17 protein-coding genes are annotated in these 14,426 nt (G+C 65.6%); 1 reads left to right on the plus strand and 16 read right to left on the minus strand.

Annotation, left to right across the window (positions count from 1 at the left end; translation table 11 throughout):
* Positions 1–44: 44 nt before the first annotated feature.
* Genes ACQR13_RS23225 through phnG form a run of 9 tightly spaced genes read right to left on the minus strand, consistent with a single transcriptional unit; the run spans position 45 to position 7,002 of the window.
* Positions 45–656 (minus strand): pyridoxamine 5'-phosphate oxidase family protein, encoded by a 612-nt coding sequence (locus tag ACQR13_RS23225; protein ID WP_315752888.1) that lies wholly within the window; start codon positions 654–656, stop codon positions 45–47.
* Positions 634–1,275 (minus strand): phosphonate metabolism protein/1,5-bisphosphokinase (PRPP-forming) PhnN, encoded by a 642-nt coding sequence (gene phnN / locus ACQR13_RS23230; RefSeq protein WP_315752887.1) that lies wholly within the window; start codon positions 1,273–1,275, stop codon positions 634–636. Before phnN ends, ACQR13_RS23225 begins: the two co-directional genes overlap by 23 nt.
* On the minus strand, positions 1,272–2,429 hold the full coding sequence (locus tag ACQR13_RS23235) for an alpha-D-ribose 1-methylphosphonate 5-triphosphate diphosphatase (RefSeq protein ID WP_315752886.1): 1,158 nt from the start codon (positions 2,427–2,429) through the stop codon (positions 1,272–1,274). Before ACQR13_RS23235 ends, phnN begins: the two co-directional genes overlap by 4 nt.
* A 14-nt stretch (positions 2,430–2,443) precedes the next feature.
* A complete protein-coding gene (gene phnL / locus ACQR13_RS23240) occupies positions 2,444–3,142 on the minus strand; it encodes a phosphonate C-P lyase system protein PhnL (RefSeq protein WP_315752885.1) in 699 nt (232 codons plus the stop codon).
* An 18-nt stretch (positions 3,143–3,160) separates the two neighbouring features.
* Positions 3,161–3,955, minus strand: a complete 795-nt coding sequence (gene phnK, locus ACQR13_RS23245) for a phosphonate C-P lyase system protein PhnK (protein ID WP_434863276.1) — start codon at positions 3,953–3,955, stop codon at positions 3,161–3,163.
* Complete coding sequence (locus ACQR13_RS23250; RefSeq protein WP_315752883.1) at positions 3,948–4,832, minus strand: alpha-D-ribose 1-methylphosphonate 5-phosphate C-P-lyase PhnJ; 885 nt, start codon at positions 4,830–4,832, stop codon at positions 3,948–3,950. Before ACQR13_RS23250 ends, phnK begins: the two co-directional genes overlap by 8 nt.
* Positions 4,829–5,932: a carbon-phosphorus lyase complex subunit PhnI gene (locus ACQR13_RS23255; protein WP_316192888.1), complete on the minus strand. Its 1,104-nt coding sequence runs from the start codon at positions 5,930–5,932 to the stop codon at positions 4,829–4,831. The genes ACQR13_RS23250 and ACQR13_RS23255 overlap by 4 nt, the downstream gene beginning before the upstream one ends.
* 3 nt (positions 5,933–5,935) lie before the next feature.
* Positions 5,936–6,547 (minus strand): phosphonate C-P lyase system protein PhnH, encoded by a 612-nt coding sequence (gene phnH / locus ACQR13_RS23260; RefSeq protein ID WP_315752881.1) that lies wholly within the window; start codon positions 6,545–6,547, stop codon positions 5,936–5,938.
* Entirely contained in the window at positions 6,547–7,002 is a 456-nt protein-coding gene (gene phnG / locus ACQR13_RS23265) for a phosphonate C-P lyase system protein PhnG (RefSeq protein WP_315713029.1), read from the minus strand. Before phnG ends, phnH begins: the two co-directional genes overlap by 1 nt.
* 119 nt (positions 7,003–7,121) lie before the next feature.
* Between phnG and phnF the strand changes: the two genes are divergently transcribed.
* Positions 7,122–7,847 carry a phosphonate metabolism transcriptional regulator PhnF gene (gene phnF / locus ACQR13_RS23270; RefSeq protein WP_315752880.1) on the plus strand — a complete coding sequence of 242 codons (726 nt, stop codon included), beginning with the start codon at positions 7,122–7,124 and terminating at the stop codon, positions 7,845–7,847.
* A gap of 35 nt (positions 7,848–7,882) precedes the next feature.
* Here the strand turns inward: phnF and ACQR13_RS23275 are convergent, their stop codons facing one another.
* The 7 genes from ACQR13_RS23275 to phnE (ACQR13_RS23305) form a co-directional block, all read right to left on the minus strand.
* Positions 7,883–8,725, minus strand: coding sequence for a phosphodiesterase (locus tag ACQR13_RS23275; RefSeq protein WP_315752879.1), 843 nt, complete (start codon positions 8,723–8,725; stop codon positions 7,883–7,885).
* 7 nt (positions 8,726–8,732) lie between these two features.
* A complete protein-coding gene (locus tag ACQR13_RS23280) occupies positions 8,733–9,785 on the minus strand; it encodes an ABC transporter ATP-binding protein (RefSeq protein WP_315752878.1) in 1,053 nt (350 codons plus the stop codon).
* A 5-nt stretch (positions 9,786–9,790) separates the two neighbouring features.
* Complete coding sequence (locus tag ACQR13_RS23285; RefSeq protein ID WP_315752877.1) at positions 9,791–10,576, minus strand: ABC transporter permease; 786 nt, start codon at positions 10,574–10,576, stop codon at positions 9,791–9,793.
* Positions 10,577–10,580: 4 nt separating this feature from the next.
* Positions 10,581–11,396 carry an ABC transporter permease gene (locus ACQR13_RS23290; RefSeq protein WP_315752876.1) on the minus strand — a complete coding sequence of 272 codons (816 nt, stop codon included), beginning with the start codon at positions 11,394–11,396 and terminating at the stop codon, positions 10,581–10,583.
* A gap of 52 nt (positions 11,397–11,448) precedes the next feature.
* Complete coding sequence (locus tag ACQR13_RS23295) at positions 11,449–12,456, minus strand: ABC transporter substrate-binding protein (RefSeq protein WP_315752875.1); 1,008 nt, start codon at positions 12,454–12,456, stop codon at positions 11,449–11,451.
* A 159-nt stretch (positions 12,457–12,615) separates the two neighbouring features.
* Positions 12,616–13,464, minus strand: a complete 849-nt coding sequence (gene phnE / locus ACQR13_RS23300; protein WP_315713042.1) for a phosphonate ABC transporter, permease protein PhnE — start codon at positions 13,462–13,464, stop codon at positions 12,616–12,618.
* Positions 13,461–14,345, minus strand: a complete 885-nt coding sequence (phnE, locus tag ACQR13_RS23305; protein WP_315713044.1) for a phosphonate ABC transporter, permease protein PhnE — start codon at positions 14,343–14,345, stop codon at positions 13,461–13,463. Before phnE (ACQR13_RS23305) ends, phnE (ACQR13_RS23300) begins: the two co-directional genes overlap by 4 nt.
* Positions 14,346–14,426: the final 81 nt, after the last annotated feature.

A 14,426-nucleotide genomic window follows, 5' to 3' on the forward strand; every position in this document is an offset into this window, starting at 1 on the left:
TTAGGAGCGCGGCCTCCCCTTTTTTGAAGAGCCGCGCTCCGAATTCACCACATCGATTTCCGCGCACGCTCGGGCCACTCGCGATCGTACGCCGCGCCGTCGATGTCGTTGGCCGTCATCGCCGCAAGGATCTGTCCCGGCGTAGGCAGTTGCTGCGGGTCGACCCGCTTGTCCGGGTTCCAGAGATCGGCACGAACGATCGCGCGCGCACATTGGAAGTAGATCTCTCCCACCGTCATGACCAGGACGGAGCGCGGCAGCTTGCCTTCCATCCGGAACGACTCCAACAGATCGGGAGCGGTCGACAGGTGACCGTGCCCGTTCACACGCAGCGTGTTGCCCGATCCCGGAATCAGGAACAGCAGTGCGATCCGCGGATCGCGCACGACGTTGCGCAAGGAATCCACGCGATTGTTGCCGCGGCGATCCGGCATCATCAGCGTCTTGTCGTCATGGATGCGGATGAAGCCGGGAAGATCGCCGCGCGGCGAACAGTCGAGACCTTCGGGACCACACGTCGCCAGCGCCACGAAAGGCGACTTCTCGATCATGATCCGGTAGTGCGGCGTCACGCGATCAGCCACCTTCGCCGTCGATGCCAGCCCCGTCTCGCCATAGATCGCCTCGAGCTGCTCAATCGTGGTGATGATCGACATGGCCGCTTCCTCCCTCGGATCCGATCGGTTCTGCGTCGATCGGTCGCTTGATGATGTTCGCCAGCCTGTGACCGTGCGGCTCGGGATCGCCGACATTGACGATCGTGACGTCCGCTGCGGCGTCCTCGCTCACCGCCCGGTGAAGACGCTCACCGATATCGCCGTCACTCGGGCGGTGCCGCTTGCCGAGCCGTTCGGCGAGAACATCCGCCGGCGCAGTGATGGCGATGACGACGACGTCGGCATAGTCCCGCCGCGCGGCGGGAATGATCGTTCGCGAGACGTTCACGACCACGATGCGGCCGGCCAGGATGTCATTCTTGATCGCGCGCGGCACGCCGTAGTCGTGTCCGTGGGCCTCCCAATGCAGCGCGAACTCACCGGCGCTGAGCGCCTCACGAAAAGCGGACGCGCTCATCTCGAGATTATCCTCGAAAGCCGAGGCCTCGCGCGTGACGATCCGCCGCGGAAAAACGATCCGGTCGTCGCCAGCGCATTCGCGGCGCGCCACATTGAGCAAGGTGTCCTTGCCCGCGCCGCTCGGCCCGACCACCAGGATCAGGCGGCCGGGACCGAGCTTCGCGGGCGTCTTCGCCGATGCAACCTCGGTTTCGCTCATGCCACCCGCTGTCCTTCCCGCCAGACGCTGCGCACGACCGACAACTGGCCCGCGACATGGACGCGGATCAGGTCCGCACGCTTGCCCACCGCGATCTCGCCGCGATCATGCAGGCCGACGGCGTCCGCAGGGGCCTTGGTGACGGTGCGGACGGCCGCCGCAAGACCGATGGACGGCACCCGCTGCGGCAATTGCAGCGCGCCCATCAGCAGGCTCGACGGGACGTAGTCCGACGACAGAATGTCGAGCAGGCCCTCGTGCGCCAGGTCCACGGCGGCGATATTGCCGGAGTGAGACCCGCCGCGCACCACGTTCGGAGCGCCCATCAGAATGCTGATGCCCGCCTGGTGAAGGCCCCGCGCGGCTTCCATCGTGGTTGGAAACTCCGCGACGGCGATGCCGTCCTTGATTGCATCGGCGACGTTCTCCTCCGTCGTGTCATCGTGACTGGCCAGGGGCACGTCATGGGTCTTCGCCAGTGCAACGATGTCGCGCATGTTCGGCGCCGCATAGGCCTGCTGATAGGCGAAGCGGCGTGCGAACATCACGTCGAGCTCCGCATCGGTCTTGCCGCCGCTCTTGCCGCGATAGTAGTCGCGCAGCTTGCCTTCGTCGCGAAACTGGCGCTGCCCGGGCGTATGATCCATCAGCGACATCAGCCGCACATCCGGACGCCCCGCCAGTTGCCGCGCCTCCTCGACCACGGTCGGCATCGGCACCTCGCAGCGCAGATGCAGGAAGTGATCGGACCGCAGCAGCCCGCCGTCGCGCGCCGTCGCGATCGCTTCCGCGAGCACATTGGCCTGGCCGTCGACGCCCTCGGCGCCCTCCTCGCTCCACACCCGCAGCGAATCCAGCACCGTCGTGATGCCCGCGGTCGCAAGTTGCCCGTCATAGGAAATGACCGCAGCAACGGGATCCCAATAGACCTTGGGGCGGGGCACGAAATGCGCCTCGAGGTGATCGGTGTGCAGTTCGACCAGCCCGGGCATCAGCAGGTCGCCGCCGGCATCCAGGCTGCCGGCCGGCGCCGCCCCCTCGCCCAGTTCCGCGATCAGGCCTCCGGCGATCGCCACCCAGCCCTGCTCGACGACCCGGTCGGCGAGGACCAGCCTGGCATTGCCTATCACGATATCGGACATGTTCGCGCTCATCTGCAATGTGTACCTCATGCCGCCGCAGCGAATGTCGTGACGTCGACCGTACGATCCGCAATCTGCGCACGGATATCGTCATCATGCACGATCGCGAGCATCGCCACCCCGTCCTTCTTCTTCGCCGCAATCAGGTCGACCACGACCGCACGGTTCGCCGCATCGAGCGACGCGGTCGGCTCATCGAGCAGCAGCACCGGGACGTCGGAGATGAAGCCGCGAGCGATGTTGACCCGCTGCTGCTCGCCGCCCGAGAAGGTCGATGGCGGCAGCGACCACAGCCGCTCGGGAATGTTCAGCCGCCGCAGCAGTCCTCCCGCCCGCACCCTCGCATCGTCGCGCGGCAGGCCGGCCGCGAGCAGCGGCTCGGCAACGACATCGAGCGCAGGGACACGCGGCACCGCGCGCAGGAACTGACTGACATAACCGATGGTCTGCCGCCTCGCATGGAGGACAAGGCGCGGCTCGGCGCCGGCGAGATCGGTCATCTCGCCGAGGTGCCGGACGCCGATGCGTCCGCCATCGCAACGGTAGTTGCCGAAGATCATCTTCAGGATCGACGACTTGCCGGCACCCGACGGTCCCGACAACACGACGCATTCGCCGGCCTTGACCTGGAACGACACGCCGCGCACCACGGGCAGCGATATGCCGCCCTGCAGATGCATGGTGAAGGTCTTCTCTGCACTTTCGACATCGATCATCACGGTCATCGCATTGGGCTCATTGCATCATGGCGGCAGGATCGAGGATACGAGTAGCTGCGTGTAAGGCTCGCGCGGATCGTCGAGCACCTGGTCGGTGAGGCCGGTCTCGATCACCCGCCCCTCCTTCATGACCATCACACGATGAGACAGCAACCGCGCCACGGCCAGATCGTGGGTCACGACGATGGCGGCGAGGCCGAGCTCGTTGACGAGGCTGCGCATCAGATCGAGCAGGCGCGCCTGCACGGACACGTCGAGTCCTCCGGTCGGCTCATCCATGAACACGAGCCTGGGCTCGGTCACGAGATTGCGCGCGATCTGCAGCCGCTGCCGCATGCCGCCGGAATAGGTCCGCGGCGCATCGTCGATGCGGGCAACGTCGATCTCCACGCGCGCGAGCCAGGACGAGGCGGTCTGCCTGATCTGACCGTAGTGATTCCAGCCGACCGCCATCAGCCGCTCGCCGACATTGGCGCCGGCGGAGACCGCCATGCGCAGGCCTTGCGTCGGGTCCTGATGGACATAGCCCCAATCGGTGCGGAACAGAAAACGGCGCTCCACCTCGCCAAGGCCGGCAAGATCGCGCAGCACCCCGTCCCGCATCCGATAGGACACGCGGCCCAACGTCGGCGCCAGTTGCGCCGACAGCATCTGCAAGAGTGTCGATTTGCCCGAGCCGGACTCGCCGACGATGGCGAGCACCTCGCCGGGATAGAGCACGAAGGAGACGTCGCGGCAGGCTGCCATCCGGCCGTAGCTCTTCGCAAGCCCTTCCGCGACGAGCAGCGGCTGATCGGATGCGCTGATCATCTCAGCCATGGGCGCTCTCCTTGTGCGGGGCGGCGCTCTGCTCGCCACGATGTCCGGACGCCTGGCGGCCCTCGCAGTAATCGGTGTCGGAGCAGACGAACATGCGGCTGCCCTTGTCGTCGGTCACGATCTCGTCCAGGTAGGAATCCTCCGCGCCGCACAGCGCGCAGGGTGCATCGAACTTGTAGCGCGTGAACGGATGGTCCTCGAAATCCAGCGAGACGACCGGCGTATAGGGCGGAATGGCATAGATTCGCTTCTCGCGTCCCGCACCGAACAATTGCAGCGCCGGGCAATTGTCCATCTTGGGATTGTCGAACTTCGGCGTCGGCGACGGATCCATCACGTAGCGCGCATTGACCTTGACCGGATAGGCGTAGGACGTCGCGATGTGGCCGAAGCGTGCGATGTCCTCATAGAGCTTGACGTGCATCAGGCCATATTCGGCCAGCGCATGCATGCGGCGGGTCTCGGTCTCGCGCGGCTCGAGAAAGCGCAGCGGCTCCGGGATCGGCACCTGATAGACCAGCACCTGCCCCTCGTGAAGCGGCGCCTCGGGAATGCGATGCCGGGTCTGGATCACGCTCGCCTCTTCCGTCGACGTCGTGGTCGCAACGCCCGCGGTCTTGGCGAAGAACTTGCGGATCGAGATCGCATTGGTCGTATCGTCCGAGCCCTGGTCGATGACCTTGAGCACGTCGTCGGGACCGAGAATGGCGGCGGTGACCTGTACGCCGCCGGTGCCCCAGCCATAGGGCATCGGCATCTCGCGGCTCGCGAACGGCACCTGATAGCCGGGAATCGCGATCGCCTTCAGGATCGCGCGACGGATCATCCGCTTGGTCTGCTCGTCGAGATAGGCGAAATTGTAGGTCGGCGCGTTCATTCCGCAGCCTCCTTCAATTCGGGAGCGGCATTGGCCTCGGCGAACTCCTGGCGCAGCTTGCGCAGCAGGCCGAGCTCGGACTGGAAGTCGACATAATGCGGCAGCTTCAGATGCTCGACGAACCCGGTCGCCTGCACGTTGTCGGAGTGCGACATCACGAACTCCTCATCCTGCGCCGGCGCAATCACATCCTCACCCAGCTCACGCGCCCGCAAGGCGCGGTCGACCAGCGCCATCGACATCGTCTTGCGCTCGCTCTGGCCGAAGGCGAGACCGTAACCGCGCGTGAAGCACGGCGGCTCGGTGGCCGACCCCTTGAACTGGTTCACCATCTGGCATTCGGTCAGCTCGATCGATCCGAGCGGCACCGCGAACCCGACCTCCTCGGCCACGAACTCGACCTCGACTTCGCCGAAGCGGATTTCGCCGGCAAAGGGATGGTTGCGGCCGTAGCCGCGCTGGGTCGAGTAGCCGAGCGCGAGCAGAAAGCCCTCATCACCGCGTGCGAGATTCTGCAACCGCAGATCACGATCGGCGGGAAAGCCTAGGGGATCGCGGGTGAGATCGCCGACCGGCGCGCCAACATCGGCTTGCGGCGACGGCTCGATCAGCCCGTCCTGGCCGAGAATATCGGTGACACGTGGCGTCGGCGCATTCGGCGCCTCGGCACGGGCCGGCGGCTCCGGCTCGGCGGCGGCCGCCAACTGCGGATCGAGCAGCCGATGCGTATAGTCGAAGGTCGGCCCGAGCACCTGGCCGCCCGGAATGTCCTTGAAGGTCGACGAGACGCGCCGCTGCACCCGCATCGCACCGGTGTCGACCGGCTCGGTCGCACCGAAGCGCGGCAGGGTCGCGCGGAAGGCACGCACCAGGAAGATCGCCTCGATCAGATCACCGCGTGCCTGCTTGATTGCGAGCGACGCGAGCTCGCGGTCGTACAGCGAGCCCTCGGCCATCACGCGATCGACGGCAAGCCCCAACTGCTCGGAGATCTGCGCCAGCGAAAGTTCGGGCACATCGCGATCACCCCGGCGTTCATGCGCCAGCAGCCGGTGCGCGTTCTCGATGGCGCGCTCGCCACCCTTGACGGCAACATACATGCCTCACTCTCCTGCGGAAACGAGTCGGGTCGTTCGCGGGATGGCGACGATGGACGAGCCATCGACCAGCACCACATCGACACCACGCGGAAACAGCTTCTCATTGATCGACAGCCGCTCGAACAGATCGGCGGGCGCGACCGTTGCACGGAACGATGTCGTCCCGTCGATGCCTGGACCGCGCAGCTTGAACGCCGGCCCTCCGGACAAGCTCGGCACCTGCAGGATCAGCGTCGTCGAGCGATCAGGGTATTCAGCACTGCCGAGCGCGAATGAATCCAGATCAGGCAGCGCTTCGGGGTCCGCCGCCACCGCAAAGCAGGCGAGCGCGGCATCGGCGACGATCGGCGCCCCGGTGTGAAACTTGAGCCAGGCGCCGACCTCGGGCGTGCCGGCGAGCGGCGCATCGAGCCAGATCGGCGTATCGTGATCGAACAAGGTCAACGCGATCGCGGCAGCACCAGGCATCAACGACGACGGCCGGCCGACATTGCCCTCGACCTGCCGCACATTGCCCGGACGCGCCATGGCCTCCATGACGGTACGGAAGGTGGATTGCGCGGACAGAACATTGTCGGCGAAACCGTGTTGCAGATCGGATGCCGCGAGACCCATCAGCCCTCTCCTCGCACCATGGTGTAGAAATCGACACGCGTGGCCGCAGCCTCCTCCGCTCGATGCTCCCGCGATGCGCGCATCTGCTCCTGCAGCGGCGCGACCACCTGAGTCTCGATCGATCGCGCATGGCTCGACGACTGGATCATCGCGTCACACAGCGCCATCAGACGCGCCTTGCCGGCGTCTCGTCCGAGCACATAGCCGAACCCGACCTCGCCGCTCTCCAGCCGTACCGCGGCGCGCGACACCGTCGCTTCGCCGACATTGAACGGCGCGCCATCACCGCCGATCCGGCCCCGCAGCATCACGAGACCATTCTCCGCCGGACGCAGGTCGCGATACTCAGGCAGCGCCAGTCCGTCGAGCCTGGCGCGGATGTCCGCATGCGAGGCATGCGCCAATACCCGCATCGCCGTCCTGCGCCGGTCCTGCATCGCGGTCTCGCCTTCCATCTTCACCCCGAACTTGCTATCGCGAAGTTGTCTATGTTAATAGACAACTTCGTAACGAAGCGCCATGACTGTTTGATGACATGGGCGTGATTTTCAGGTCGCGCAGCGGAGAACCGCAGATGAGCATGCAGGGCGCTGACTCGGGCGTGGCACTGTGGCGCCGGGTGGCCGACGGCATCGAGCGCGACATCGCCGACGGCCGCTTCGCGGCCGGCACCCGCCTGCCCGGCGAGACCGAGATCGCCGAAACCTACCGCGTCAACCGTCATACGGTGCGTCGCGCGCTCGCGACCTTGGCCGAGCGCGGCCTCGTGCGCGCCGAGCGCGGCAGCGGCACTTATGTCGAAGCGCCTCGTCTGTCATATCCCCTGAGATCGCGAACCAGGTTCTCCGAGATCGTGGGCGCCGGCGGGCGCGAGCCGCGCGGACAGTTGATCGCAGCGTCCGAAGAGTCGGCGACGCGCGAACTCGCGCACGCGCTCCGACTGAAGACGGGGGCGCCGCTGGTCCGAATCGAGGCACTGCGTCTTGCCGACAAGACCCCCATCTGCGTCAGCACGTCCTGGCTGTCGTCCGAGCGATTTCCCGAGGCCGGCCACATCTTCGCATCGCTCCGCTCGATGACGGCGCTGCTTGCGCATTACGGCATTCGCGACTATCGCCGCGGCGCGACCAGGATCACGGCGGCCATCGCCGACGCGAGCGACGCCGCACGGCTCGACCTCGCGCTGGGCCGTCCGGTGCTGGTGGTCGACAGCACCGACATCGATGCCGATGGGACGCCGCTGGTCAGCAAGCGCTCGCGCTTCGCGGCGGAGCGCGTGACGTTCGAGGTCGAGAGCTAGACCAGACCCCGCCGCCTCGCTTCGTTCTTGCGCCCTCAGTCGATGAGCGTGCCGTCCTGATTGAAGAACGGATGCGGCCCGTCGAAATCCCCGATCGGCACCTGATGCGTGACGACCGTTCCAAATCCCGGTCCCGGAAACCAGGCATGTAGGTGAAAGGCCGGTGGCTCGATCCGGAAGGATGGCGGGCGAAGCTCGGCCAGGTCGAGCGCGACGGCATGGTTCGGTGCCGGGCAGATCGTGCAGGGGATGCCCGCAAACCGGGTCAGCGTCGCGCGATGAACGTGACCGCACCCGATCAGTTGCACCCGCGGATGGCGCGTGAGGACGGCCGCGAGATCGTCGGCGTTGCGCAGGTTCTGCCGGTCCATGTGCCAGATGCCAGTGGCGAACGGCGGGTGGTGCAGAAACAGCAGGGCCGGCCTTTCGCTGGATCCGGCCAGCGCGGCGTCGAGCCATTGCAGACTCGCTTCATCGAGCTCGCCATGCGGATGGCCGGGCACGCTGGAATCGAGCAGAAGCAGATCGAGATCGGCCAACTCCACGCACCGGTTCAGCGGACCGGTGGGTTGACCATGCAGAGCGTCCGGAAACGCCGCGCGCATCAGCTCGCGTGAATCGTGATTGCCGGGCACGGCGACGAATGGAGTTTCGAGCTCGGCGAGAAGATCCTTGAGATGATCGTACTCGGCCGACGACGGCGTATCGACGAGATCGCCCGAGATCACCACCAGATCGAATTTCGGCTCGAACCGGTTGAGCTCCGTGATGCAACGGGCCAGCGCGCGCGCCGTATTGACGCGGCGGTAGGCGAGCCGGCCGGGCGCCTTGATGTGCAGGTCGGATATCTGGGCGATGACGACGGGGCTCTTGGTCATCAGCAGATCAGCCTTTCTCCGGCAACAGCCGAATGGAGTCCGGGGCAATCCATAGGCCGATCCGCTCTCCCGCAGCGACCCTGATCGAATTCGGCGCGTCCACGGTCAGTGCAATTGAGGCGGCGTCGCGGACGATGATCCGCTGCCGGTCGCCGACAAAGCGGACGCTGTCGACGACGCCAGTCAGACTCGATGCCGCGGCGTCGACGATCCCGATCGTTTCCGGCCGAACCATCGCCACCGCCAGGTTACGTGGACCGGGATCGGCGATCGGCTGCCGACCTCCCGGCAGAACGAGCTGGGCGCCGTCGATCGGCGCCTCGATGATGTTGGCCGCGCCGACGAACTCCGCGACGAATCGATCGGCGGGCGAGAAATAGATTTCGCGCGGCGTCCCGATCTGGGCGATGGCGCCCTTGCGCATCACGACGATGCGGTCGCCGAGCTCCATGGCTTCGGCCTGGTCATGCGTGACGTAGATCGCCGTGATGCCGAGCGTGCGCAACAAGCCGTTGAGCTCGCCGCGCAGGCGCTCTCGCAAGGCCGCATCGAGCGCGGTGAGCGGCTCGTCGAGCAGCAGCACGCTCGGCCGTATCGCGACCGCGCGCGCCAGCGCGACGCGCTGGCGCTGGCCGCCCGAGAGCTGATCGATTCGCCGATCTTCGAGGCCGGCGAGGTTGGTCAGCGTGACCAGCTCCGCGACCCGCGAGGCGCGCTCCGGCTTGGGCACGCCGCGGATCTTGAGCCCGTAGCCGATATTGTCCGCGACGGTCATGTTGGGGAACAGCGCGTAGGATTGAAACACCATGCCGACGTTGCGCTTCTCGATCGGCTGCCTCGTCAGATCCTTGCCGCCGAACAGCACGCGCCCGCCCGCATCGGGTGTTTCGAGCCCGGCCACGATCCGCAGCAGCGTGGTCTTGCCGCAGCCGGACGGCCCCAACAGCACCAGCGTCTCGCTCTGCGCGATGTCGAGCGTGGCGCGCGCGAGCGCGCAGGTCCCGTCAGCAAAGGTCTTGCCGCAATTCTCCACCTTGAGGGCGGCTCCATGCCGGGTCATCGTGCTCACCTCAGGCTTCCTCTCTCGCCGATCCATTGCATGGCCACCAGCAGCGGGATGATCATGACGAAGAAGATCAGCGTGTAGGCGGACGCGACCTCGAGCCGCATCGATGCGTAGCTGTCGGCGAGGCCGACCGGCAATGTCTTGGTCAGCGGCGTATGCAACATCCAGGTCAGGTTGAACTCTCCGAGAGATAGTGTCACCACCATGAGGCTGCCCGCCAGGATGCCGGGCGCGGCGTTGGGAACGATGACGTCGATGAAGCGGCGCCATGGCGCGGCTCCGACCGATGCGGCACCTTCGTCGAGCGACTTCACGTCGATCGTCGAGAACACCGCCATGACGGACCGCACCATGAATGGCATCGTAAAGATCACATGGCCGGCGAGGATGAACAGCCATGAGCGGCGGAAGCTTCCCGCCCCGCCATAGGTGAGCAACAGCGCAAGCGCGATGGCGAGCCCGGGAATCGCGAGCGGCAAGGTGATGATTTCCTCGACCAGCCGCGCCAGCCGTCCGCCGCGAACGTACAGCGCATAGGCAGCGGGAACACCGACCACGAGCGCGACCGCCAGCGTGCCCAGCGCGATCAGGATCGATGCCATGATCGTGCCCGCGTAGAGCTCCCAGACCTCGGCCACCCACTGCAGCGTCACGCCGGATTGAATGCCGCGGAAGTAGTTGACGGTCACGCCCGCGGCGATCGAAAGGCCGGCCGGCACGGCCAGGAAGGCGGCGACCAGCAGTGTGAACAGCAGTTGAAGGATGAAGATGGCTCTGTCGCGCACGTGCCTACCCTGCCGCTGCCACCGAGCTGCCGGCGAAGGAGCGCGCCAATGCGAGCATCAGCCAGGTCATCAGGCCAAGGCCGACCGAGAGCGCCGCCGACGTGGCCAGGTTTCCGGCCAGCGTGAACTCCGTGTAGATCAGCATCGGCAACACGTCGATGTTCGTGGCCAAGGTGAATGCCGTTCCGAACGCGCCCATCGCGGTCGCGAACGCGATTGCGCCGGATGCGATCAGCGCCGGGGTCAGTGCCGGCAGAATCACGTCGCGCAGCACGGCCCAGGGGCTTGCGCCGAGCGAGCGCGCGGCCTCCTCCAGCCCCGGGTCCAGCTTCTGCGCGGCAGCCATGATCGTGAGGATCACCCGCGGAATCGAGAAATAGAGATAGCCGAGGAACAGCCCGTAGATCGAATAGGCGAATACGAGCTTGTCGCCGGTGAGCCGGGACGAGACCTCGCCGATCAGCCCCTGACGGCCAGCCAGAAGGATGATCATGAAGCCGACCACAACGCCCGGAAAAGCGAGCGGAAACGTCAGGATCGCAACCAGGATCGCGCGGCCCGGAAACCTGTGGCGCTGCAGAAACAGGCCGGCGATCGTCGCAATGACCAGGGTCGCGATCGTGGTGGCCGCCGCCAGCGCCAGCGTGTTGAGGAGTGTCGTGCGGTAGCGCGGCTCGAGAATGATCGCGAGATATTCGGTCAGACCGTGCGGTCCCTCGGCGCCGGTCGCGAGCAGCCTCGCCATCGGCAACAGGAAGAATGCCGCGGTGACGGCCGCCAGGGGCAGCAGGCAGAGCCGGACGAAGGATTTGTGCGACATGTGATCAAGTGCACCTCCGCCGGATCGTCTCCGGCGGAGGCGCGGTGCTCCTTCAGCGGACTTCGGACAGATAGCGATCGACGAAGCCCTTTTGCGCAGCTTCCATATCGCCCCAGTTCACGCTCTTGGCGCGGGCGTAGTCGCTGTCCGGCAGGAACTTGTTCTTCACCGAGTCCGGCAGCTCGATCGGGCGCGCCGGACGCAGATAGGCATTGGTCCAGATCGCCTGGCCCTTGTCGGACAGCAGATAGTCGATCACCTTCTTCGCCTTGTCCTTGTCGGGCGCGTTCTTCACAAGGCCGACGACATAGGGAAAGACCACCGAGCCTTCGCAGGGAATCACGAACTCGAAATTGCCCTTCTCGGTATATTTCGCGCGGTAGGCGTTGAAGTCGTAGTCGAACAGGATCGGGATCTCGCCCGAGACGACACGCGCATAGGACGTCTGCTTCGGCACGATCGGATCGTTCTTGCGCAGATCCTTGAAGAACGTAAGGGCTGGCTCGAAATTGGCCTGCGAACCGCCGAGCGCGAGGTTGACGGCAACGGCGCCGACATAGCCGACGGCCGCAGAGCTCGGATCGAGGTAGCCCACCATGCCCTTGTAGTCGGGTTTGAGCAGGTCCTTCCAGCAGGCCGGAACGGGCTTGCCGCCGAGCGCGTCCTTGTTCACGAACAGACCGAGCGTGCCGGAGTGGATCGTGGTCCAGTAGCCGTCCGCATCCTTCAGGCCGGCGGGGACCTGATCCCAGTTTGCGGGCTTGTAGGCCTCCAGCGCGTCCTGCGTCTTCGCCTTCATGCCGAAGGTGACGCCGAAATAGCCGATGTCGCCGACCGGATTGCTCTTCTCGGCGAGGATCTGCGCCAGCGCCTGGCCGGAGTTCTTGTTGTCGTGTGGAATGTCGTAGCCGAGATCGGTCTTGATCGCCTTGAGCATCGAGGCCCAGTCGGCCCATTCCGGCGGGCAGTTGTAGCAGATGACGTCCGCGGCTTTGGCCGGCTGCCATGATGCGGCAACACATAGCGCGAGCAGCGCGAGAACGAGGCGAGTGAGCTTCATGAAGACGGACTCCGTATGTCCTGGCATGGCAGCCAGTTCCGGAGCTTCCCCTAAAGGCGGCACGTGAAGGATTTGCGACAGTCGGTGCAGCACACACAGCCGGCACTGCATCCTGATCGTTCGTAGGCGAACGATCGCAACCTTCGGATGCCGCGCTGTTCAAGCAATGGCGCGGCGGCCGATGATCGCAAAGCGCAGCTTGCCTGAGATCCAGTCGATCACAGCCACCGCAACGAGGATCATCAGGATCAGGAACGACACCTTCTGCCATTCCAGCACGCGGATCTGCTCCGCCAGCTGCAGCCCGATGCCTCCCGCGCCGACGATGCCGATGATCGTCGCCGAGCGCGTGTTGGATTCGATGAAGTAGAGCACCTGGCCGGCAATCACGGGAAGAACCTGCGGCAGAAGGCCGAAGCGGATCTCATGCAGCGGGCTGCCGCCGGCAGCGCGAACGCCCTCGACCTGCCGCCGGTCGGCGCTCTCCATCGCCTCCGAGAACAGCTTGCCGAGCGCTCCGAAATCCGAGACCGCAATCGCCAGCACTCCGGCGAACGGCCCGAGGCCGACGACATTGATCCAGACCAGCGCCCAGATCAGTGTGTCGACGCCACGAATGGTGTCGAACAGGCGACGCACCGGAAAACGGAAGATCGCCGACGGGATGATATTCCTGGCTGCAAGCAGGCTGACCGGAAGAGCGAACACGGCCGCCAAGGTGGTGCCGAGCACCGCGATCGAGAGCGTCTCGCCGAGCGCCTTGAGATAAATCGGAAGCGATGAGCCGGGATCCGGCGGCAGCATCATCCGCGCGATCCAGCCGAGCTGGCCGAGGCCGGACAGCATCCGCGACGGCGAGAAGTCGAGATCGACCAGACCGAAGACGAAGATCGCCACGGCCAACGCCAGCACGAGCGGCGTTGCAAGGCGTGCGGACAGCGGCCGATTGAAGATCTGCGGATAGCGCTCGGCGAGCTGCTTCGGGTCGGGTGAGCCGGAGATACTCATGTGCGGGCCTCCGAGCCGAACAGGCGGCCGCGCAGCCAGCCGGTACCGATGTCGATCAGGAACACGGTGACCACGATCATGACAAGAATGGCGCTGACGTCGGAATAGTAGAACTTGCGGATCGCGACCACGAGCTCCTGGCCGATGCCGCCGGCACCGACGAAGCCCATCACGGACGCCTCGCGCACGTTGATCTCGAACCGCAGCAGCGTGTAGCTGGAGAAGCCGGCGATGACCTGGGGCAGCACGGCAAAGCGCATGCAGGACAGCCAGCTCGCGCCGGTGGCGCGCACGCCCTCGACCGGCTTCATGTCGGCGTTTTCGACGACCTCGGAGAACAGCTTGCCGAGCGCACCGCTCGAATGAAGGGCGATGGCGAGGACGCCCGGGATCGGCCCAAGCCCGAAAGCAATGACGAAGATCAGGGCGAACACGACGCTCGGAACGGTGCGGGCGAATTCCAGGAGCCGGCGCACCGTGAAGCGGATCCACGGCGCGGGCGAGGTGTTCTCGGCGGCGAAGAAGTTGAGACCGAATGCGACGAGCATTCCGGCCATCGTGCCGACGTAGCTGATCAGCAGCGTCTCTGCCAGAAGCTTGATCCACTTCTTGAAGCCCCAGAACCATTCGGGCAGATTGGTCCAGACCCGCTGCCCGTCGTCGAGCGTGAAGATGCGATCGAAGTAGCTGATGAAGTTGCCGAAGTAGGTATAGAACGTCCGCGGATTGACCTCGGCACCGATGGCCGCGGCGAAGAGCACCGCCAGGAATACCATGGCGGACAGGGCAAGACGCAATCGACGGCGCGAAACGGCCCGCCGATAGGTCTCGTTCAGAGCCGCAAGCTGCTGGCTCGGAAGGATCGAAACGGCAACAGCCATCGGCTTCGTGCTGCTCTTGGTTCGGACGTGCGAGGGATTCTTCAACGGACGAGCCGGGCCCCACGAGACCCGGCTCACCAT

Source organism: Bradyrhizobium sp. HKCCYLRH3059, assembly GCF_051168035.1.
Taxonomy (GTDB): Bacteria; Pseudomonadota; Alphaproteobacteria; order Rhizobiales; family Xanthobacteraceae; genus Bradyrhizobium.